This window comes from Qipengyuania sp. CAU 1752 (assembly GCF_054482615.1).
On the sequence record NZ_JBTLRE010000001.1, the window covers coordinates 2,127,064 to 2,145,607 of the forward strand.

Below are 18,544 nucleotides of genomic sequence, written 5' to 3' on the forward strand. Positions count from 1 at the left end.
AACCGCAGTATGATGGCCTGATTTCGCAGATTAGGTGGAGCGAGCAATTGCGTGTTGATCCAAATCAATCGGTCACGCTGCGCGAACGATTGATTGAAACACGACAAGTAAATGGCGGAGAGGGTGTCTGCTACAAGAAAGCGATAGATACTTGGTTTTGTTAGGAAATTTAACCTTCCATATCCGCCCACCCCACACTTCATCCCACATCCCACCTGCTAGTGATGCTAAACCAGAACGTGTTGTCAGATCGAGCGCGAACGGTAATGAGAGAAGGTACTAATCATCAACAGCGTTAGCCCATGAAAGTCCTATGTTCTGCATCAGACGTTTTATCGCGAGCCTTGCGGGAATATTTTTCGGCCTTGCTTCGACTTCAGTAGCCGCTGCCGCAATTGAGGCCAGAGAGTTCGACGGGATAATCGCAATTGTCGTTATCGGCGAAATCGTTGCTGGGGACGAGAATAAATTCCGAGCATTGTCGCTTCGCTACGATGATGCGATTGTCGTTCTCAATAGTCCTGGTGGGGCACTCGAACCTGCTTTAGCAATCGGACGGGCAATACGAATTCGAGAATACCCTACAGCTGTGACTGCGGATGCCATGTGCGCCTCGTCATGCGCACTTATCTGGCTGGCGGGCTCCACTCGTTACCTCTCTACCCAAGGATTGGTTGGGTTTCACGCAAGCTATTATGAATCGAACGGCCAGCTCATTGAGACCGGAGTAGGGAACGCTCTGATCGGGCACTACCTCTCTCAGCTAAACCTTCCTGAGAATGCTGTGCGCTTCGCAACGAGTGCATCGCCCACAACTATCCTTTGGTTGGATGCAACCAATCGTGCTGGCTCTGGGATCCATTACGAGACGCTTGATCCAGTTTCTGATGGTAACGGCACGACGGAGGACCCCGCGCAGCATGTATCACTCAACCAGGTTCTCTCATTTGAGAACCCGGCAAAATGCGAAATGTCGCCGGATACCCACAATTTATTTCGAAGCTTGGTCAAAATCGATGAAGACGATTGGAGCGCTTCTCAAGGGAGGCCAGTAAAAATAAAGGGTTTAGAAAAGCCTTTGATACCGACATTTTCTCGAAATAGAGAGTCGAGCGACGGCTATGATGTACGAGAGGTTTTAGCCACGCTTCCCCTCAAAGGAAAATGGCTGGGCCTATCCGTCAACGAAATTCAGTATTGGTTTTTCGAAGAAAGCAGCAGGGTCGAATATCGAATATTCGTATCAGAAAAACCAACTGTCGCGCTCGAAAAACTGAACCGAGTTGGGTTCTCACTATCAAAGGTTGCAGAGCTGAAGCATATAGATCCAGACGATTTTCCGCGCTTCGGTATGGCTCTATTACCGGACGACAAAGGTGGGGCAGTCTTGGTATGTGGAACCAGTTTTTACTATTGAACTTCTCGTTTCACCGGCAACCACTTCTCAGACTTTAAGCATGTGGATCAGCACCAGCCTCTCCTATCACCCCATTTACGCGCAAGCCCCTCGCTCACCAGCCGCGCGCCTAGCGAATGCCCTGAACGCGATACCGTAGCCAACGTGCGCCCATACCTGTCGGTCCCTTGCCGAGCGAGGCTGAACGGCCCGTCGTTTAAGAGCTGCGCCAGCCGGTACGTAGCTGCCTCTGCCATCGTGGCCTCTCTTTCACATCGCGGACTGCTCACTTCCGGGGCATCAATATCGGCCACGCGATACTTAACTCTATCCATCCAGAATGTGTCACCATCGACAACGCAGGTCACTCGCTTGCTTGCTCCGCAAATGGGGAAGTCCGCCTGGACGCTGGCTCCTTGCATCGACAACGCTAGTGCTAAAGCTGTGGCAATCATTTCTAGGTCTCACTCGCTTGGGGAAACGTTTCTGGCCAGTTAGTTCGAACAACTCTCGATCCGTCAGGTGAGAACAACAAGCGGCGAGTTTCTCAACTATCGGCTGCTTCTGAGCAGTTCAATCCGCTCACCGTCCCCGAACCTCAACTACATTTTTGCTAAGGGGGGTCAATTAGTTGCTGACCGCGAGGAACTGAATTGTGAGGACGAGCGTTTCGCGCTCTGGTTCCTGACTGTCCCAACATCTCAGGGACCCGCCGGGAGGTTGTGGACCTCTCACGAAACTCTCCCACCGCCTCCCGGCCCCATTTCCCTAACAAGGGCCAATCTCGGCTTCACACTTCCCGCACTTCGCGCACCTCATTCGCTTTGCGACTGCCTCCACCCGCATCGGGATGGAGCGATCGAAACATTGGTCTCGCAGCCACGCGGCTGGAATAATAGTAACCCGCTTGCACGAGCGGCAATCGACCCGGACGTTATGCCCATGTCGAACGTAAGCTGCGATGGTGTCGAGTCGATGAGAGACCATCTCCATCGGATAGAACGAATTGAGAACATCGGCCAGTTTTTCGGCGTGCCCTATCTCATCATTCTCGCCGGAAATTTCCTCGTAGGTTGGTCAGGCGGCTGAATGTCGTTTTCCTACTATTAAATCGTAAAACTCTGGAATACGGCAGGAAAAGCCGCGCTATTTGCGGTATTCCAATGGGGGGTTACATGAGAACTTCGAAATTCGTCATCGCCAGTGCGGCGATGGCAATGCCACTCGGTGTGCACGCACAAGACCAAGCCTTAGCGCAGACTGCACCTCCTGTGGCAGCACCCGCGCCGATTGCATCTGCGCCAACTACCAACGCGGTTCTGAGGGCAGGCACGCCGATAACTCTGCGGTTCCTGGAGGAAGTTACCACCAAGAAGAAGCGCGCCCGCGTGGGTCAGCGCGTCAAAATGGAAGTAGCGTCTCCGGTGGAAGTGAACGGCGTTGTTGTCATCCCGGCTGGCTCGCCAGCAGAGGGCGAAATTACGAGCGTCCGGAACAAGGGAATGTGGGGCAAGTCAGGCCACCTCGAAGCTCGTGCGCTATATGCCCGCGTCAATGGCCGCCAAATCAGGCTTACGGGGACGTTTGACGACAAGGGTGTGACCGGAACGGGTGGTGTTGTGGCATCCATCGCACTCGTTCCACTCGCTGGCTTCTTCGTGACAGGCACAAGCGCAGTTCTTCCCAAGGGTGGTGAGGTCGGTGCTTTCGTCGACGAAGATGTCCAACTGGCTATTGCTGCCAGCAAACCCGCACCACTGCAGGTCCAGGCCAACCAGCCGCCCATGACCGTTGCGCCTGAAGTGGATGCAGAATCGGAAGGCGACTCTGAATAGTTATCCATGGGTCCTCCGGTTGGTTCAGGCCAGCCGGAGGATTTTGGAACCCCCTGCAGAATTTGAGCAGGGCTGAGAAGGAACCACGGTGCGCAAGAACCTGCTTCTTCATCTAGAATTCCTAGGCCTCTTGATGCTCTGGATCGGCGCAATCGTTGGAGCAATTCTCCTTTTGATTTCAGCTTGATTTTGCCTCCTCGCGTTTGCGAGCCAGCAAAGGGCTTGGCCAGTCACGCCTCGTACTCTCCAAGCAATGTGGTAGAAATAACACTCGCCGCATCAGCTTAATATTGATGTCGATTTCATCCAATACATGACGATTCCGCTAGCCATACGGTCGGCGCTGCCTGAATTCTGAGGGTGAACCAAGTAGGAGGGAAACTTGAACAAAAAATCCATACTCACAGCGGCAATCGCGGCAGGCTTTGTCGCCACCCCTGCGATGGCGCAGGATGGTACACAGTCCGGAGGCTTCAGCATCGGGGGCTTGGCCGGTATCGATAGCGTCACCGGAGAATTTGGGGGCGAGAGCGATAGCGAAGAAGACTTCCTTTATGGTGCAACTCTGGGATGGGATTTGGTCACCGCCAACGGACTACTCCTCGGTACTGAGGTCGAATGGGCCGATTCCAGTCATCGTTATACCGAGGATGACGTCGTCGTCCTGGGCGATAGCGTGACGGTAGCTGCAGGCCGTGACATCTATGTCGGCGGACGGCTTGGCTACGACCTTGGCAACGTCCGGCTCTACACCAAGGCAGGTTACTCGAATGCCAAGGTGGAAGGCAGCTACTTCGATGGCACTACGACCTTCGCAGACAGCACAACGCTCGACGGCTGGCGCGCCGGTGCTGGGATCGAAGTTCCCGTAGGCCAGAATTTCGCCATCCGTGCTGAGTATCGCTATTCAGACTACGGCGAAGTGGTGCTGGATGGCTTTGCCACCGGCCTCAAGATTTCCAGAAATCAGGGCGCTGTCTTCCTGCTCGGAAAGTTCTGAATTGGTCAAAATGTCTGGGGTCGATCTGGCCCCAGACATCGCCAGTTCCAACATATAATCTGCATTCACGGTCGCTTGGCTAGCTACGCCATCTCGCGCGCACGGGCGAGAAACTGTATTAGCGATAGCGGAATAGAGCGCCACCGGTTTCCACTCTTCCTCCCCTAGGGTTCCAACCGCCCCCCCTAGGTATGAATCGCTAGATCCCTGCTTCATCCATCAACGGGGCAAAGGCATCAGCACATTTTTGATTCTGTGACGTGACGAAACTCAACTCTTCTTGAACTTTGACAATTGTGCTGGGCCTTAGGTCGCCATCAATTATTGGCACCAACTCCTCTGCCAATTCCTTCCGACCGTACAGAGCCAACTTGCATTCCTCGACCATCTTCTCGAACTGCTTTTCCTCTTTGCGTGGGCTGTTCGATGGAAGCTTAATCTTATCGATCTCAAGCCAAGCATGTCTGCACGCGTTGCGCATCGATTGCGCATCCTTCGCAAGCTTGTATTTGTCCGTGTTGGCGAAGTCTTCCAAAGCAGACCCGACAGCCATCTGCGTGAGGTCGCACGGCAATATCAGATTTGTAATTGCCGCTTTATAGGAAGCATTCTCCGAGGCTATCTCTTCAAGCCTCTCCTTACCTCCAGTAGCCTCCGCCTCTCCGTTGGGGTTTGCTCCATCGGCCGTCGGTTCACCCTCGTACTTCGCACGTTCCTCAGGTGTGGTGGTTGCAAAGTACAAAATCAAAATCAGGACAAGGACACCGAGTAACCCGCCGAATACTAGGCGAGCCCAATGCATGCACCCCCGCTTATTTTCATTTAGCCCGTCCATGTGTCGCCCCCAAGTCGCACAATATCATTGCCGCTTCATCACAGGGCTGAAAGCGAAGGTCAACTTAACTATTTGCAAAGTCGATGAAATTCAGGCTCGGCCCACTCCGTTCAACACAATTGCCCACGAGCCTTCTCACCCAGGTTCTGCGTCCAGCCGCACCGCTTGCCGACAATCACGCCGCCTTGCTTAAGCCGCTCCAGCCCTAGCTCCTCGCTCACGGCTGGCCCGCTGCCTTTTACGAGATAATTGCCCAATGCTTCCAAATTGGCCCGATACCTTGGAGGATTGGAGTCAGCGCACCGCAAGCTCCCGCCGATTGACCGAACGCGGCTGTGTCCCGCCTCGTATTTGCCCCCAGCTGCTTTGATCCATCTGCGAGTGAGGTGGCCCAGCCGCCAGCTCGTCGGCAAGTGCAGTGCGATATGAGCATGCGCTCCGTTACGCTCTCCAACCTCTCTAACCCATACCGCTGCGAACTTTCCCTCTCGCGCACGCGCGTATCTGTTGCATAATTCAAGAAGTTTGCCGACGAAGGCAGCCCCTTTTGCGTCAGGAATACCCGCCAGCTCGTAATCGACCGTCCAATGGCGATTGAGTGGCAGGCCAATAAATTCGGCAAATGCCATTGCCTGCAAGACTCCTTCGGCCTGGTGCTGCGATAGCGCCTCAGTCACCCTGTCTGCCCTGTTGCGAGCGCCACCCCAACTGCCCCTCTCGCGCGTGCGTGGAACCGGCAAACAATCATCGGGTGGAGAGGATGGCCCATAACTCCTTAATTGCATGAGGCGTGCCAATCCGACGCGCACCGCCGTTTTCCGCCGTTTCTGAACCGGCAGGCGCGCAATCTGTGTCCAAGTTTCAAGATAGGCGGGGGACCGACCGGCTGGACCGGCCCCCGCGCCGTTTAGCTACCGGGCATTTCGCCTCGGCTGGCCGCATAGTCGGCCAGGGCTTTCGCCAGTGATGCAACCTCATCCGTTGGCAGGGTCACGCCCTTGCCGGTTGGGATTGCGCCTCCGTCGGCCCACCAGCGCAGTTCGAAGAAGCTCTCGCCCTTGAAGCTGCGTTCGCCCGCGAGGACTAGTCCACCGCGCTTTGGCAGTTGCCAGACAGGCTCTCCCACAAAGCCCCTATCCGGCATCGTCGCCTCCCTCGGATAAAGTGTGATAGTTCTTCAAACCACCAGGGTGATGCAAGCGATAGCGGGCGTGGCGATATGGCCCTTCAATCTCAGTTGAGATGTTCAGCCCGTCGTCGCGCATCGCTTTGATCGAAGCTGCCAGCCGGGTGTGCCAAGGCAGGGTGTCCCATTGGGTTACCCCATCTGGCGAACGGGCCAGCATGTCGAGGACACGCGCCCGCTTTCCCCTGTAGCGCCATACATTGCCTTCTGAGTCGCGATAGGCGGTTTTGGCTTTATCGGCTTGCCGGATGCCGTTGAACGCACTCACGAGCCATTCTCCGGCGCTTGAGCCCGTTTGATGCCCTCTCGGTCGATCAGATCCAGCCAATCGATGGCAATCTCGATCCCCGCTTCCAGTGCTGAGCGAGGAACAGCCAGCAATTGCTCATTGGCCTTGCCTTGCACTTGGTTTGCGCGGTAGGTGGCGATTGCAATTGCGAGCAAAGTGATTGCATCGAGGCCGGGTGTTGCAGCACCCGGCCTTTTTCCTTCAAGCGGCTTCATCTTGACCTCCTTCGACAATCGGAAGGCTGGAGGCCCAAGCCTCTGCGTCTTCGATGGCAATGCGGGTCGCGCTACCGAATTTGCGAAGCTTGAGACGGCCAGCCGCCGCTTCGCGATACGCGCTCGTCTTGCCGAGCCTGTATCGATTGCAGAACTCTCCCATGGTCAGGAAGGCTGTGGGCGGTTGCGCCCTTTCACTAGAAGCAGTCATTTGTGACTCCCTATCTCCCACCCCAATAGCGCGGGGTGGGCTGCGCACCGCAGCGAATGCCTTGGTGACGCTAGGGATACTGTCCAATATGCCTTGGAGATATGGAAATGGCGCTCCAAATTTCTTCTGGAAAATAACGCTCTAAGTTATTCCATTCATTTTCGCGCGTCGCGCCAAAATTCTTGATAGTGCTTGCCTTGGCGCAGCACGTATTCGTCAAACTTGCCAGTTTCTAGGCGTGCCTCCCACACACCTTTCATTTTGAGTTTGGCCGCGGCGAACGCTTTAGGTTCAAAAACTCTCTGGCAGTAATTGTCCCATTTTCGAATTGTGTCAAAACTGGCACCAAAAGCGTCACTAATTTGGCCTTGCAGTTCATGCGCAGGCCGACCGTTTTCTCTGCCGACGCTGTAAGCCACTAGTGCGTCCAATCGCAGCGATGCAATCGCTGCAGGTTTCCGATTACCAAAGCCCTCAAATGGAGACTTGCCGAACAAAACTCCTTCTCCGCCTTTGATATGCTCCCCCAATTCGAAAATAACCGATGCTACGTCTTCGCGGTTACCTCCAGCGAATAACAACGGCCTCAATATCCAGAGTCTGTCAAAAAACGATAGGAGAGCACGGCGTGCTGCATCGCTCTCACTCAAACCTTCGACGGCTGATGTAGGCAAATCACCATAAGCAACGTCAAAAACGCGCTTCGGCAACGTATTGACTAAGGCTTCAATCGCAACCTCAAGGACCCTCCTTGCTGCGTTTATGCCTTTCTCTGCCTCAGGGTCATAGAAGATTTGTTCTCCCCAATATTGGTGGCCGTCATCCAATTCATTGAACTGCTCAAGGGCCTCCGAAAGTTTTTCAATTGATTCTGGATTTATCATAGTTCGTGCCATTATGATTAGTGGTCTTTCGGCTGAGAGTTCTCCCCCAAACGGACATCATTTTAGAACGTTTCTCAAGCATCGATCCTCGTTGATAGGCCGCAATGGTCTTATCGCTGACAACGTGCGCCAGCGCCGCCTCTGCCAGGTCGGCAGGCCAATCAGTTTGCTCGGCCACCCAATCTCGGAACGTGCTGCGAAATCCATGCACCGTTTCGCTGCGACCCATGTCCCGCAAAATCTTGGTCAACGTCATGTCAGACAGGGGCCGCTTCCGCGCTTGGCCAGGAAAGACAAAATTGGAATCGCCGCGCTTATGCTGCGTCGCCTTTTCAAGCACCGCAAGCGCAGCGTCGGAAAGCGGCACGACATGTTCCCGCCTCGCCTTCATCCGTTCAGCTGGCACGGTCCAAGTCTTGGCTTTCAGGTCGAATTCGCTCCATTCGGCCCACCGCACTTCGCCCGAACGGGCAGCTGTCAGAATGGCAAATTCCAGCGCCAAACGACCAACGCTCTCACGCGCGCGTAATCCATCCATAAATGCTGGCAGTTCGGCATAGGGGAGAGCCTTGTGGTGCTTCACCCTCTCCCGCTGGCGCGGGAGCGCTTTGTCAATAACCGCCATTGCCAACGGGCCTGCGCGGAACCCCTTGGCCACGGCCCAGTCGATAACCGTTCGGATACGCTGCCGCAGCCGCCGCGCCGTTTCAGGCTTCTCTAGCCAGATGGTTGCAAGACAGTCGCGCACCGCCGCCGCATCTACATCCGCGACCGAGCGATTTCCAAAAGCTGGGCCAACATAGGTTTCGATGGTCGAAAGCCATTGCGCCGCATGCTTGGCGTTCTTCCAGCTGGGCGCGTGCTCGGCATGCACCTGCTTGGCCGCTTCCAGAAATGTCGGGATGCCAGCCGCCTTGGCGCGCTCCGCCACAGGGTCGATTCCCATCTCGATCTGCTCTCGAACTTGGGCAGCACGTTCACGGGCAAGCTTGAGCGAAACCTTCTTCGCACTACCAAGTCCGACATCGCGCCTGCGGCCATTTTTCTGGACCCGCGCCACCCAACTCCGCCCGCCGCCCTTGGAAACGACAAGATAGAGACCGTCCCCGTCGCCATAGCGCCCCGGCTCTTTCGCCGCCCTTATCGCTGCCGCTGTAAGCTTGCCCATCGCTCTTTCCCACACTTTCTCCCACGGCATAACGCGGTTGGTGGGGAACGGCAAGATACGGCTGGGGCCGCTAACCTTCGCTATAATAGCAAAATTTAGCGGTCTCTGGTTCTGTGAGGAACGGCTGAAAATGGGTAAATGGCGGAGAGGGTGGGATTCGAACCCACGATACGGTTGCCCGCATACCGCATTTCGAGTGCGGCGCATTCGACCTCTCTGCCACCTCTCCGCGAGACGCATCGGCCATTCGGCCCGGTCGAAGGCGCGCCGCCTAGCCGATGACCCGGCAATTGCCAAGCGGGAATTGCGCGAAATCGGGGGACCCGGCGGAAGCTCCCATTGTGCGGCCGATTGCGAACCCTATATTCGCCCGCATGGACAGCGCCTTTTTCTTCTCGCCGCAGGCAGGCCGCCAGATCGAAGCCCCGCGCAAGGCCAATGCCCGTTTCGCCATTGGCGACGTAGTGCGCCACCGCATGTTTGATTTTCGCGGCGTTATTTTCGATATCGATCCGGTCTTCGCCAACAGCGAAGAATGGTATGATTCGATCCCGCAGGAACTGCGCCCACGGCGCAACCAGCCCTATTATCACCTGTTCGCAGAGAACGAGGAATCGTCCTACGTCGCTTATGTCAGCCAGCAGAACCTGGTGGCCGATGGCGAGGCTGGCCCGATCGACCATCCGCAAGTGTCCGAATTGTTCGAGGACTTCGCGAGCGGGCGCTATCGCATGCGCCGCGCATTGACGCACTAGCACTTTCGGTCCGCAATTCCTGAAATAACTGCTTGCTAACAGGATCGGCTTATAAGGCCGCGCATGGCAGCTACGTTTTCCACCGTCCCTGGCCAGGGACCGGACGGCCTTGACCTCGCCTTGCAGCGCGAATTGCGCCGCGGCGAGCGCGTCTTGTGGAGTGGGCGCCCGATGGCGCGGGTGCGTCACAATGCCTTCGGAATTTATCTATTCGCTATCCCGTGGACCGCATTCGCCCTGTTCTGGACGGCTATGGCGAGCGGCGCAGCTTTCACCATGACCGAGCAGGAAGGCAGTATCGGATGGGCCAGCTGGGCATTTCCGCTTTTCGGCACCCCGTTCATCGCGGTTGGACTGGGGATGCTTGCCACGCCGTTCTGGCCGCTATGGACAGCGCCCAAATCGATGTTCGCGGTTACTGATCAACGGGTCATTCGCCTGGCACTCGGGCGCTCGCTCAGGGCCGAAAGCCTGCCGGCAGGAAGAATCGGTCATATCGAGCGATCTGAGGATTCCGAAGGGTGCGGCATGCTGAAGATTGCCATGCGGGTTGGCACCGATAGCGAAGGCGACCGTCATACTGAAACCTTCAATATCGGTGATGTAGAAGACGTGTTGAAGGTCGAACGGACAATTGGCGAATTGGTCGCAATTTATCGCAGGAGAAGTGTCAGTCCTTGATCTTCCAGCCTGACTTCAGGATTCGATACACCAGCACTGCAAATACCAAGTTGAAGATACCCAGTCCGATCGCCGCCTGGAACACAGGCCCGCTTCCTTCGCCAATATCGCTTTGGCCCAGAAAACCGTATCGAAACCCTGATATGACGTAGAAGAACGGGTTGGCACGGCTGATCGCCTGGAAGAAATCGGCCAGATTGCTGATGACGTAGAATGTCCCCGACAAAAGGCTCAGCGGAGCGATCACGAAATTGGTGATGGCCGCGTTGTGATCGAATTTCTCAGACCAGATCGAGGTCAGCAACCCCATCAGCGAGAGCATGATGGCGCCCATCAGGCCAAACCAGACAATCGCCCAGGGGGCGGCCGGAGCCAGCTGCACGCCCGGCCACAGCACCATCGCCAAAGACACGGCCAGACCCACCAGGAGCGCACGCGTCACCGCTGCGCCAACAATGCCCGTCATCAGCTCGCCTTCAGACAGGGGTGGCATGAGCAGGTCGATGATGGTCCCCTGGATCTTGCCTGACAGCAACGAGAACGAAGAATTGGCAAACGCGTTCTGCATCATCCCCATGACGATCAGACCCGGCGCGACGAAGCTGGCGAAGGGCACGCCAAGGACTTCCCGGCCCGAGCGACCCAGCGCGACCGAGAATATGACCAGGAACAGCAAGGTAGTTACAGCAGGAGCCCAGATCGTCTGCGTCTGGACCTTCAGGAACCGGCGCACTTCCTTTAGATAGAGGCTCCACAGCCCGATCCAGTTAATGCCGGTGAAGATTGGCTCACCGCGCGGACGGAAGCCGGCCGGCTGGGGATTGGGCCGGGAGGGAACGGTTTGCTTGGACAGGGGCACTTGCTCGCTCATGTCCGCGCGGGTAGGCGCACACGTCAAGGCTGGCAAGTCGGGGCGTTGATCCCTATATGGCTGCCGGACACGAGATTACGGGACTCCGAGCATATTATGAGTTGGACAGAAGAACGCACCGCCACCCTCAAGAAAATGTGGGAAGGTGGCTCCACGGCGAGCCAAATCGCCGAGGAACTGGGCGGTGTCAGCCGCAATGCCGTGATCGGCAAGGCGCACCGGCTTGGGCTCAAGTCGCGCCCGTCGCCAGTCAAGGCGAACGAGAAGAAGAAGGTCAAGCCTACCCCCAAGCCTGCGGCTCAGCCAACGGCCAAGAAAACGGCCGCCAAGCCTGTGGCCAAACCTGTACCAAAGCAAGCCGCCAAACCTGCAGCAGCGGGTCCTGCACCCGAGGCAGGCGCGCGCGACGCGGGTCCATCGCAGCCGCTGCCCAACGCCGGCCAGACCGGCCTGCCCAAGATCGTTTCGGTCGGTCCTGGTGGCTTCCTCCGGCAGGGTCCCGGCGACCAGCAGGCTCCGATCCCGCCGGCTCCCCCGCGCCGCCTGGTTCCAGCCAAGCCCAGCCCCGAGATCGCCGACAAGACCAGCCTGCTCGACCTGTCCGACAAGGTCTGTCGCTGGCCGATGGGGCATCCGGGCGAACCGGACTTCCATTTCTGCGGTGTCGACGTGAATCCCGGCTTTCCGTATTGCGTCGAGCATTGCGGCCGGGCCTACCAAGCACAGCTGCCGCGCGGTGCGCGCCGGCCCCCACCGCCTCTGCCGTTTGGTGGGCCGCGGGTCCGTTAGTACAAACCGGATCACCTTCCGGGCAAGAAACCTTGGACAAAGGGGCCGCATCTCACGAGGGATGCGGCCCCTTTTTCGTGGGCTTCCATTGCTTCTTGAACAAGCCTCGCTACCTTAAGACGCATGTCAGCTCGCAGACCACCGTCGCAATACTCGATCAAGGCCACCCGGTTCGAACGAGGCGTGAGACGTGCAGACCGGCGTATTGGCACGATGTATCTGCGCAGCGCGGGCTGGTTGTTCCTTCTCTTGGGCATCGGCGCATTGGTCAGCATCGCCTATGTCTTTCCTGAAGATCCGCTCAGTGGTTGGCCCATGTTGATTGCCGCTGGCTTTTTTCTCGCCTTTGCGCGGTGGTGCTTCGCCTCGCGGCTGCGCATGAGCGATGCACTCGACGAAAGTTCACGTCTGCATCGGCGTTAGACCTGCCCTTGCGTCGTCATCATTCGAACGGCAAAGCCTGCTGCGAACGATGACAATCGCGAGGACTCCGCCATGCCACTGACACTCCACCAAGCCTTCGTCCCCAGTTGCCAACAGATCTTGGGCGGAATGGTCCACCTGATCGACAAGGCCGAGGCTCATGTTGCCGAAACCGGAATGGATGCGAGCGAACTGTACGACGCGCGTCTGGCCGACACGATGTGGAACCTGCCTTGGCACGTGCGGGCGGTCTGGGTCCATTCCGCCTATACCCTTGACCAGATCCCGACAGGCGAGTTCACCCCCGATTTCACCACGCTTCCGCAGGACTTTGCGGCCATGCGCGCAATGATTGCCGAGGCGCAGGAACGGCTTGGCCGGGTTGATGCGGATGAGCTTGAGAGCCTGGCCGATACGACGGTCGGCTTCGTCCTTGGCGGCAAGCGACTGATGGAATTCACCGCCCAGAACTTCCTGCTTAGCTTTAACCAGCCCAATTTCTATTTTCACGCCACCACCTTCTACGACCTGTTGCGGATGAAAGGCGTGGCACTGGGCAAGCGCGACTTCATGGGTGCCCCGCGAATGCGCGGCTGAACGGCGCCCGCTCGTTTAAACCAATTCAGGATACTCCATGAAATTGCCTACTACTGCGCTGCTTCTCGCGGCGAGCCTCCATGCGGCCCCTGCCTTGGCGCAATTGCCGTCCTCCACCCGCGCCATGATCGACGCGGCCATTGAGAGCGGCGACCCCGAGAAAGTCGCGACCGTCCTAGAACTTGCGCGGACCGTGCACGCGGACGATGCCGCCGAACTCGACGCAATCGAAACCAGCTACAAGGCCGCACAAGCCGCTCTCGCCGCACGCGAGGCTCGCGAACGCGAGCAAGAGGTCCGGGAGGCCAGCCTGTTCGACCACTGGAGCGGCGAAGGACAGATCGGCGCGTTTCGCTCGACCGGCAATAACTCCAGCACCGGCATTACTGCTGGCCTGAAACTCGTTCGCAAGGGCATCAACTGGAGGCACAAGCTGCGTGCTCTCGCCGACTACCAGCGCACCAGTGGGGTCACTACGCGAGAGCAGTTTCTCGCTTCCTACGAGCCCAATGTGGATCTGAGCCAGGACCTCTACGCCTATGCGCTGATGCAATATGAGCGTGACGTGTTCCAGGGCTATTCGGCGCGCTACGCCGCTTCGAGCGGCCTCGGCTACCGCGTTCTGGACACAGCTTCGATGCAGCTTGAATTCAAGGGAGGCCCCGCGTGGCGTCGAACCGAGCGGGTGGACGGGACGACCAGCAGCCGCCTGTCAGCGCTGGTGGCAGGCGATCTCGACTGGAAGATCGCTGAATCGATTGCGCTGACACACGATGCCAGCGCCTTTATCGAAGCGGACAACACGACCATTGCCGCGACTACCGGGCTGGACCTTGCCATCAATTCTTCGCTCAATGCGCGGCTGTCCTATTCCATCGAGTATGATTCCGCCCCGCCGCCGGGCGCTGTCGGCACCGATACAACCAGCCGGTTTACCCTCGTCTACGGTTTCTGACCGGCGATGCCACAGCCTAGCGCGGGCGGGTAGCGAACCAGATGGTGTGATGCGGCCCCTTGTTGTTCGGACGTGCGCGTACCGTCCTTACCTCGACCGAGAAGCCGGCATCCTTGAGGCGACCGGTGAACTTGTGGTCGGGTGCTGCCGACCAGACCGCCAAGACGCCGCCAGGATTGAGCGCATCGCGCATCCTGGCAATCCCGGTGCGGGTATAGAGCCTTTCGTTGCCGTCGCGCACGATCCCGTCGGGGCCATTGTCGACATCGAGCAGGATCGCGTCATAGCGAGGCGTTGTTTCGTCCACTGCATCGTCAATCAGCGCTGCGACATCGGCCAGGATCACTTCCCCGCGTGGATCCTCGAGGCACTCGCCGGTCAGATGCGCTAGCGGGCCCTTCGCCCAATCGAGGATTTCGGGCACGACCTCGGCCACGACAATCTGCGCGCCCGCAGGTGCGTCGGCCAACGCTGCACGGAAGGTAAACCCCATGCCATAGCCACCGATCAGAATCCGTGGATTGGATTTGTTGATCTGTTCGAGCGTCAGTTGCGCCAGCTGTTCCTCGCTGAACTGCATGCGCGTACCCATCAGCTCGTCGCGGCCGAGCATGATGATGTAATCACGCCCATGGCTGACCAGGGTCAGCGTGTCGCCCCTGGGGATCTGGGCAATAGCAATGGTTTCGCGGGGAAGCATAGACAGGTCTCCGGAAGGGCTTGATGCGCTCCGATAGCGGCTATGATATCCCGGCGAAAGTCAGCCTGTCACCTCCAGCACCATGTTGGTCGGGGTTTCCGAGGCCCTTCGAACCTTGCCGAAGCCCGCTTGTTCCAACACTTCGGTCAGATGCTTCTGCCCAGCTTGTGCGCCTAACCCCAGTCCGACCTCCTGCGCCAACGATGCCGGCGTACAGACCGTGGTGGAAAAGGCGTAGAAGATCTGCCCCAGCGGATGCATATTTTCGGCCATGGAATCACCCGCCATCGGCTCGACCAACATAAAAGTTCCATCGTCTTTCAGTGTCTTGCGAATATGCGAAGCGGCGCCCACTGGATCGCCCATATCGTGCAGCGCATCGAAGATGCAGGCGAGATCGAAATCATCGCCGCCGTAATCCTGCGCGGTCGCGACTTCGAAACGGACGTTTTCTACCCCTGCTTTCTTGGCCTTGCGACGTGCTTCCTCGATTGAAGGCTCGTGGAAGTCGAAGCCGTGGACCGTCGAGTTGGGATAGGCTTGCGCCATCAGGATCGCGGAAGAACCATGACCGCATCCGATATCGGCGATTTTTGCCCCGGATCGGAGTTTTTCCTCGACCCCGTCGAGCGCCGGGATCCATTCGCTGGTGAGGTTGGCCGCGTAACCGGGTCGGAAAAAGCGATCGGTGCCGCAAAAGCAGCACTCGGTCTGGTCGCTCCAGGGACGCCCCTTGCCACTCTTGAACGTCTCGACAGCCTTTTCGTGGCTCTCGTATTGCGACACCACCGCTTGAATAAACCCCTGCATACATGCCGGCTGTCCTTCACGTGTGAAAATCAGCGCCTGTTCGGGGGTGGTCGAAAACGTCTCGTCATCGGGGTGAAAAGTGACGTATCCCGCCGCGCTGACCGATCCGAGCCACTGGTGGAGATACTTCTCATTCATACCGGTACGCGTCGCCAGATCTGCAACGCTGAGCCGCCCGGCGCCGTCCATGGCTTCAAAAACGCCAGCTTGGTCACCAAGATAGGCCATAAACAGGCTCAATGCCCCGGCGACATCGCCGATGACCTTGCCAGCGAGCTCTTCAACCCGCCCCATATCAATTTGTTCAGTCATCTTCGCTCTCCCCATCCGGGACAAGCGACCCTGTGAGTGCAACCAGCCTGGTCACTTGCCAAAGCCGACTCACCACCTTTCAGCACTCTACCACTTGGCGAGAACAATAAAAAAGGCCGCGAGGATCTCCCCTCGCGACCTTTTTATTCGTTCAGCTGAAGGTTAGTCCTTCAGGAAGTCGGGAACATGGGCTTCGCCGCCCTCAGCCCGACCGCCGTCGCGACCGCCGTCACGATCACCGCCGCCGCTGCGACGCGGGCCACCGCGACCACCGCGACGATCGCCGCCGCCACCGCCGCCACCGCGCGGACCACGATCACCGCGCGGCTTGTTTTCACGCGGGGGACGTGTGTCTTCCAGCTCTTCGCCGGTTTCCTGGTCAACGACACGCATCGACAGGCGAACCTTGCCGCGCTGGTCGATCTCGAGCACCTTGACCTTCACTTCCTGGCCTTCGGAGACGACATCAGTCGGCTTTTCGACCCGCTCGTTCTTCATTTCGGAGACATGGACGAGACCGTCCTTGCCACCCATGAAGTTCACGAACGCGCCGAAGTCGACGATGTTGACGACCTTGCCGTTGTAGATCTTGCCCACTTCGGCTTCCTCGACGATGCCTTCGATCCACGCGCGCGCTGCGGCGATTTCGTCGGCGTTGGAGGAGCTGATCTTGATCACGCCCTCGTCGTCGATATCGACCTTGGCGCCTGTTTCGGCAACGATTTCGCGGATCACCTTGCCGCCGGTACCGATGATGTCGCGGATCTTCGACTTGTCGATCTGCATCGTTTCGATACGCGGAGCATGCTTGCTGACTTCACCGCGGGCAGAGCCCAGTGCATCGTTCATCTTTTGCAGGATGTGGGCGCGACCGCCCTTGGCCTGTTCCAGAGCCGTCTGCATGATTTCCTTGGTGATGCCGGCAACCTTGATGTCCATCTGGAGCGAGGTGATACCCTTTTCCGAACCGGCCACCTTGAAGTCCATGTCGCCAAGGTGATCTTCGTCACCCAGGATGTCCGACAGGACTGCGAACTCGTCGCCTTCGAGGATCAGGCCCATGGCGATGCCGGAAACCGGACGTTCGATCGGAACGCCGGCATCCATCATCGACAAACAGCCACCGCACACGGTCGCCATCGAGGACGAGCCGTTGGACTCGGTGATGTCGGACAGGATGCGGATTGTGTACGGGAAATCTTCATGCGCAGGCAGCACCGGGTGCAGAGCGCGCCAGGCGAGCTTGCCGTGGCCGGTTTCGCGGCGGCTGGTGAAGCCGAAGCGACCCACTTCGCCGACCGAATAGGGCGGGAAGTTATAGTGCAGCATGAAGTGGTTGTACGAGAGACCCTCCAGACCGTCGATCATCTGCTCGGCATCCTTGGTACCCAGCGTGACGGTGCAGATTGCCTGCGTTTCGCCGCGCGTGAACAGCGCAGAACCATGCGTGCGGGGCAGCAGGCCGACCATCGCCTCGATCGGACGAACCTCGTCAAGCTTGCGTCCGTCGATACGCTGGCCGTCCTTCAGGATGGCGCCGCGAACGATTTCCGCTTCCAGCTTCTTGACCGCCTTGTTGGCCGCCATCTGCGTCTGCCCTTCGGCGTCGGCGTAAGCTTCCTTGGCCTTGGCACGGGCGGCGTTCAACGCGTCCGAACGGGCCGACTTGTCGGTCAGCTTGTAGGCAGCGGCAATATCGTCGCCGATAAGACCGCGCAGCTTTTCCTTGATTGCCGCGGTATCGTCGGTGGTGTCGACTTCCCACGGATCCTTGGCAGCCTGTTCGGCCAGGTCGATGATCGCACCGATGACCTTGCGGCTTTCCTCATGCGCGAACATGACTGCGCCGAGCATCGTTTCCTCGTCCAGTTCCTTGGCTTCGGATTCGACCATCATCACCGCGTCCTGCGTGGCGGCGACGACCAGGTCGAGCTGGCCTTCGTCGTCGAGCGCGGAGGTAAGGCTCGGGTTAAGTTCGTATTCGCCATTGCGATAGCCGACGCGCGCAGCGCCGATCGGGCCCATGAAGGGCAGGCCCGAAATGGTCAGAGCAGCCGATGCCGCAATCATGGCGACGATATCGGGCTCGGTCTCGCCATCATAGCTGAGGACCTGGCAGATAACGTTGATTTCGTTGTAGAAACCTTCCGGGAACAGCGGCCGCACGGGGCGATCGATCAGGCGGGAGGTCAGCGTTTCCTTCTCCGTCGCGCGGCCTTCGCGCTTGAAGAAGCCGCCCGGGATACGTCCGGCGGAGGAGAATTTTTCCTGATAGTGGACGGTCAGCGGGAAGAAGTCCTGCCCTTCGCGTACACTCTTCGCAGCGGTCACGGCGCATAGCACCACGGTTTCGCCATAGGTGGCCAGAACTGCGCCGTCAGCCTGACGGGCGATCTGTCCGGTTTCGAGGGTGAGGGTCTTGCCGCCCCACTCAATCGATACGGTTTTCTTGTCGAACATTGATTTTCCTTCTGACCCGCGTGCCATATTGCATCGCGGGGCCTGCAGTTTCCGGGAAAGCCGGCCCGGTCCGGTGCGGGGCGCTCTTTCTGCCCCTTTGAAAGCCCTCACGCCGAATTGCGTGGAGGCCTGATAAACGAAGCGGCCCACATCGGGGCCGCCTCGAAAAAAC

The 18,544-nt window shown here is 58.2% G+C and carries 22 protein-coding genes and 1 tRNA gene; 10 read left to right on the forward strand and 13 right to left on the reverse strand.

All coding sequences use genetic code 11. The annotated features are described in order from the left end of the window. The first annotated feature begins 313 nt into the window (after window positions 1-313). Complete coding sequence (locus ACXYL9_RS10280; protein ID WP_459039401.1) at window positions 314-1,417, forward strand: COG3904 family protein; 1,104 nt, start codon at window positions 314-316, stop codon at window positions 1,415-1,417. A 47-nt stretch (window positions 1,418-1,464) separates the two neighbouring features. On the opposite strand, the gene ACXYL9_RS10285 is transcribed toward ACXYL9_RS10280, so the two are convergent. Beyond that, on the reverse strand, window positions 1,465-1,851 hold the full coding sequence (locus ACXYL9_RS10285) for a thermonuclease family protein (RefSeq protein WP_459039402.1): 387 nt from the start codon (window positions 1,849-1,851) through the stop codon (window positions 1,465-1,467). Between the two features lie 487 nt (window positions 1,852-2,338). Between ACXYL9_RS10285 and ACXYL9_RS10290 the strand changes: the two genes are divergently transcribed. The 3 genes from ACXYL9_RS10290 (at window position 2,339) to ACXYL9_RS10300 (ending at window position 4,231) form a co-directional block, all read left to right on the forward strand. Further along, window positions 2,339-2,485: a hypothetical protein gene (locus ACXYL9_RS10290; protein WP_459039403.1), complete on the forward strand. Its 147-nt coding sequence runs from the start codon at window positions 2,339-2,341 to the stop codon at window positions 2,483-2,485. An 86-nt stretch (window positions 2,486-2,571) separates the two neighbouring features. Then, window positions 2,572-3,231 (forward strand): hypothetical protein, encoded by a 660-nt coding sequence (locus ACXYL9_RS10295; RefSeq protein WP_459039404.1) that lies wholly within the window; start codon window positions 2,572-2,574, stop codon window positions 3,229-3,231. 382 nt (window positions 3,232-3,613) lie between these two features. Continuing rightward, on the forward strand, window positions 3,614-4,231 hold the full coding sequence (locus ACXYL9_RS10300) for an outer membrane protein (protein WP_459039405.1): 618 nt from the start codon (window positions 3,614-3,616) through the stop codon (window positions 4,229-4,231). A gap of 199 nt (window positions 4,232-4,430) precedes the next feature. Here ACXYL9_RS10300 and ACXYL9_RS10305 read toward each other — a convergent pair whose 3' ends face one another. The 8 genes from ACXYL9_RS10305 to ACXYL9_RS10340 all read right to left on the reverse strand — a co-directional run bounded on the left by ACXYL9_RS10305 (window position 4,431) and on the right by ACXYL9_RS10340 (window position 9,248). Continuing rightward, window positions 4,431-5,066, reverse strand: coding sequence for a hypothetical protein (locus ACXYL9_RS10305; RefSeq protein WP_459039406.1), 636 nt, complete (start codon window positions 5,064-5,066; stop codon window positions 4,431-4,433). 907 nt (window positions 5,067-5,973) lie between these two features. After that, window positions 5,974-6,210: a transcriptional coactivator p15/PC4 family protein gene (locus tag ACXYL9_RS10310; protein ID WP_459039407.1), complete on the reverse strand. Its 237-nt coding sequence runs from the start codon at window positions 6,208-6,210 to the stop codon at window positions 5,974-5,976. Further along, the gene (locus tag ACXYL9_RS10315) at window positions 6,200-6,520 is read right to left on the reverse strand and encodes a hypothetical protein (RefSeq protein ID WP_459039408.1); all 321 of its coding nucleotides are present in this window, start codon (window positions 6,518-6,520) and stop codon (window positions 6,200-6,202) included. Before ACXYL9_RS10315 ends, ACXYL9_RS10310 begins: the two co-directional genes overlap by 11 nt. After that, on the reverse strand, window positions 6,517-6,756 hold the full coding sequence (locus ACXYL9_RS10320) for a hypothetical protein (RefSeq protein WP_459039409.1): 240 nt from the start codon (window positions 6,754-6,756) through the stop codon (window positions 6,517-6,519). The genes ACXYL9_RS10315 and ACXYL9_RS10320 overlap by 4 nt, the downstream gene beginning before the upstream one ends. Then, window positions 6,743-6,967: a hypothetical protein gene (locus ACXYL9_RS10325; protein WP_459039410.1), complete on the reverse strand. Its 225-nt coding sequence runs from the start codon at window positions 6,965-6,967 to the stop codon at window positions 6,743-6,745. The genes ACXYL9_RS10320 and ACXYL9_RS10325 overlap by 14 nt, the downstream gene beginning before the upstream one ends. A gap of 155 nt (window positions 6,968-7,122) precedes the next feature. Continuing rightward, on the reverse strand, window positions 7,123-7,851 hold the full coding sequence (locus tag ACXYL9_RS10330) for a hypothetical protein (RefSeq protein ID WP_459039411.1): 729 nt from the start codon (window positions 7,849-7,851) through the stop codon (window positions 7,123-7,125). Further along, window positions 7,829-9,049: a tyrosine-type recombinase/integrase gene (locus ACXYL9_RS10335; protein ID WP_459039412.1), complete on the reverse strand. Its 1,221-nt coding sequence runs from the start codon at window positions 9,047-9,049 to the stop codon at window positions 7,829-7,831. The genes ACXYL9_RS10330 and ACXYL9_RS10335 overlap by 23 nt, the downstream gene beginning before the upstream one ends. Before the next feature lie 109 nt (window positions 9,050-9,158). After that, window positions 9,159-9,248 (reverse strand) — tRNA-Ser (locus tag ACXYL9_RS10340). A 145-nt stretch (window positions 9,249-9,393) separates the two neighbouring features. Here ACXYL9_RS10340 and hspQ point away from each other — a divergent pair. Both hspQ and ACXYL9_RS10350 read left to right on the forward strand, forming a co-directional pair. Beyond that, entirely contained in the window at window positions 9,394-9,774 is a 381-nt protein-coding gene (gene hspQ / locus ACXYL9_RS10345) for a heat shock protein HspQ (RefSeq protein ID WP_459039413.1), read from the forward strand. Between the two features lie 63 nt (window positions 9,775-9,837). Next, window positions 9,838-10,455, forward strand: a complete 618-nt coding sequence (locus tag ACXYL9_RS10350) for a hypothetical protein (protein ID WP_459039414.1) — start codon at window positions 9,838-9,840, stop codon at window positions 10,453-10,455. On the opposite strand, the gene ACXYL9_RS10355 is transcribed toward ACXYL9_RS10350, so the two are convergent. Beyond that, window positions 10,445-11,326 carry an ABC transporter permease gene (locus tag ACXYL9_RS10355; RefSeq protein WP_459039415.1) on the reverse strand — a complete coding sequence of 294 codons (882 nt, stop codon included), beginning with the start codon at window positions 11,324-11,326 and terminating at the stop codon, window positions 10,445-10,447. The genes ACXYL9_RS10350 and ACXYL9_RS10355 overlap by 11 nt on opposite strands. Before the next feature lie 96 nt (window positions 11,327-11,422). On the opposite strand from ACXYL9_RS10355, the gene ACXYL9_RS10360 reads away from it, so the two are divergent. The 4 genes from ACXYL9_RS10360 (at window position 11,423) to ACXYL9_RS10375 (ending at window position 14,090) form a co-directional block, all read left to right on the forward strand. Beyond that, window positions 11,423-12,115 (forward strand): GcrA family cell cycle regulator, encoded by a 693-nt coding sequence (locus ACXYL9_RS10360; protein ID WP_459039416.1) that lies wholly within the window; start codon window positions 11,423-11,425, stop codon window positions 12,113-12,115. Between the two features lie 123 nt (window positions 12,116-12,238). Continuing rightward, window positions 12,239-12,538 (forward strand): hypothetical protein, encoded by a 300-nt coding sequence (locus ACXYL9_RS10365; protein ID WP_459039417.1) that lies wholly within the window; start codon window positions 12,239-12,241, stop codon window positions 12,536-12,538. Window positions 12,539-12,610: 72 nt separating this feature from the next. Next, window positions 12,611-13,135: a DUF1993 domain-containing protein gene (locus ACXYL9_RS10370; protein ID WP_459039418.1), complete on the forward strand. Its 525-nt coding sequence runs from the start codon at window positions 12,611-12,613 to the stop codon at window positions 13,133-13,135. A 37-nt stretch (window positions 13,136-13,172) separates the two neighbouring features. Next, entirely contained in the window at window positions 13,173-14,090 is a 918-nt protein-coding gene (locus ACXYL9_RS10375) for a DUF481 domain-containing protein (RefSeq protein WP_459039419.1), read from the forward strand. A 16-nt stretch (window positions 14,091-14,106) separates the two neighbouring features. Here the strand turns inward: ACXYL9_RS10375 and ACXYL9_RS10380 are convergent, their stop codons facing one another. The 3 genes from ACXYL9_RS10380 to pnp all read right to left on the reverse strand — a co-directional run bounded on the left by ACXYL9_RS10380 (window position 14,107) and on the right by pnp (window position 18,372). Further along, window positions 14,107-14,790, reverse strand: a complete 684-nt coding sequence (locus ACXYL9_RS10380; RefSeq protein WP_459039420.1) for a polyamine aminopropyltransferase — start codon at window positions 14,788-14,790, stop codon at window positions 14,107-14,109. 60 nt (window positions 14,791-14,850) lie between these two features. Further along, window positions 14,851-15,912: a methyltransferase domain-containing protein gene (locus tag ACXYL9_RS10385; RefSeq protein WP_459039421.1), complete on the reverse strand. Its 1,062-nt coding sequence runs from the start codon at window positions 15,910-15,912 to the stop codon at window positions 14,851-14,853. A gap of 162 nt (window positions 15,913-16,074) precedes the next feature. Continuing rightward, window positions 16,075-18,372, reverse strand: coding sequence for a polyribonucleotide nucleotidyltransferase (gene pnp / locus ACXYL9_RS10390; protein ID WP_459039422.1), 2,298 nt, complete (start codon window positions 18,370-18,372; stop codon window positions 16,075-16,077). Window positions 18,373-18,544 lie beyond the last annotated feature (172 nt).

Coding starts and splice junctions, on each gene's coding strand:
- ACXYL9_RS10280 (WP_459039401.1), top strand. CDS start 314: ATGTTCTGCATCAGACGTTTTATCGCGAGCCTTGCGGGAATATTTTTC.
- ACXYL9_RS10285 (WP_459039402.1), bottom strand. CDS start 1,851: ATGATTGCCACAGCTTTAGCACTAGCGTTGTCGATGCAAGGAGCCAGC.
- ACXYL9_RS10290 (WP_459039403.1), top strand. CDS start 2,339: ATGTCGAACGTAAGCTGCGATGGTGTCGAGTCGATGAGAGACCATCTC.
- ACXYL9_RS10295 (WP_459039404.1), top strand. CDS start 2,572: ATGAGAACTTCGAAATTCGTCATCGCCAGTGCGGCGATGGCAATGCCA.
- ACXYL9_RS10305 (WP_459039406.1), bottom strand. CDS start 5,066: ATGGACGGGCTAAATGAAAATAAGCGGGGGTGCATGCATTGGGCTCGC.
- ACXYL9_RS10310 (WP_459039407.1), bottom strand. CDS start 6,210: ATGCCGGATAGGGGCTTTGTGGGAGAGCCTGTCTGGCAACTGCCAAAG.
- ACXYL9_RS10320 (WP_459039409.1), bottom strand. CDS start 6,756: ATGAAGCCGCTTGAAGGAAAAAGGCCGGGTGCTGCAACACCCGGCCTC.
- ACXYL9_RS10325 (WP_459039410.1), bottom strand. CDS start 6,967: ATGACTGCTTCTAGTGAAAGGGCGCAACCGCCCACAGCCTTCCTGACC.
- ACXYL9_RS10330 (WP_459039411.1), bottom strand. CDS start 7,851: ATGATAAATCCAGAATCAATTGAAAAACTTTCGGAGGCCCTTGAGCAG.
- ACXYL9_RS10335 (WP_459039412.1), bottom strand. CDS start 9,049: ATGCCGTGGGAGAAAGTGTGGGAAAGAGCGATGGGCAAGCTTACAGCG.
- hspQ (WP_459039413.1), top strand. CDS start 9,394: ATGGACAGCGCCTTTTTCTTCTCGCCGCAGGCAGGCCGCCAGATCGAA.
- ACXYL9_RS10350 (WP_459039414.1), top strand. CDS start 9,838: ATGGCAGCTACGTTTTCCACCGTCCCTGGCCAGGGACCGGACGGCCTT.
- ACXYL9_RS10355 (WP_459039415.1), bottom strand. CDS start 11,326: ATGAGCGAGCAAGTGCCCCTGTCCAAGCAAACCGTTCCCTCCCGGCCC.
- ACXYL9_RS10360 (WP_459039416.1), top strand. CDS start 11,423: ATGAGTTGGACAGAAGAACGCACCGCCACCCTCAAGAAAATGTGGGAA.
- ACXYL9_RS10365 (WP_459039417.1), top strand. CDS start 12,239: ATGTCAGCTCGCAGACCACCGTCGCAATACTCGATCAAGGCCACCCGG.
- ACXYL9_RS10370 (WP_459039418.1), top strand. CDS start 12,611: ATGCCACTGACACTCCACCAAGCCTTCGTCCCCAGTTGCCAACAGATC.
- ACXYL9_RS10375 (WP_459039419.1), top strand. CDS start 13,173: ATGAAATTGCCTACTACTGCGCTGCTTCTCGCGGCGAGCCTCCATGCG.
- ACXYL9_RS10380 (WP_459039420.1), bottom strand. CDS start 14,790: ATGCTTCCCCGCGAAACCATTGCTATTGCCCAGATCCCCAGGGGCGAC.
- ACXYL9_RS10385 (WP_459039421.1), bottom strand. CDS start 15,912: ATGACTGAACAAATTGATATGGGGCGGGTTGAAGAGCTCGCTGGCAAG.
- pnp (WP_459039422.1), bottom strand. CDS start 18,372: ATGTTCGACAAGAAAACCGTATCGATTGAGTGGGGCGGCAAGACCCTC.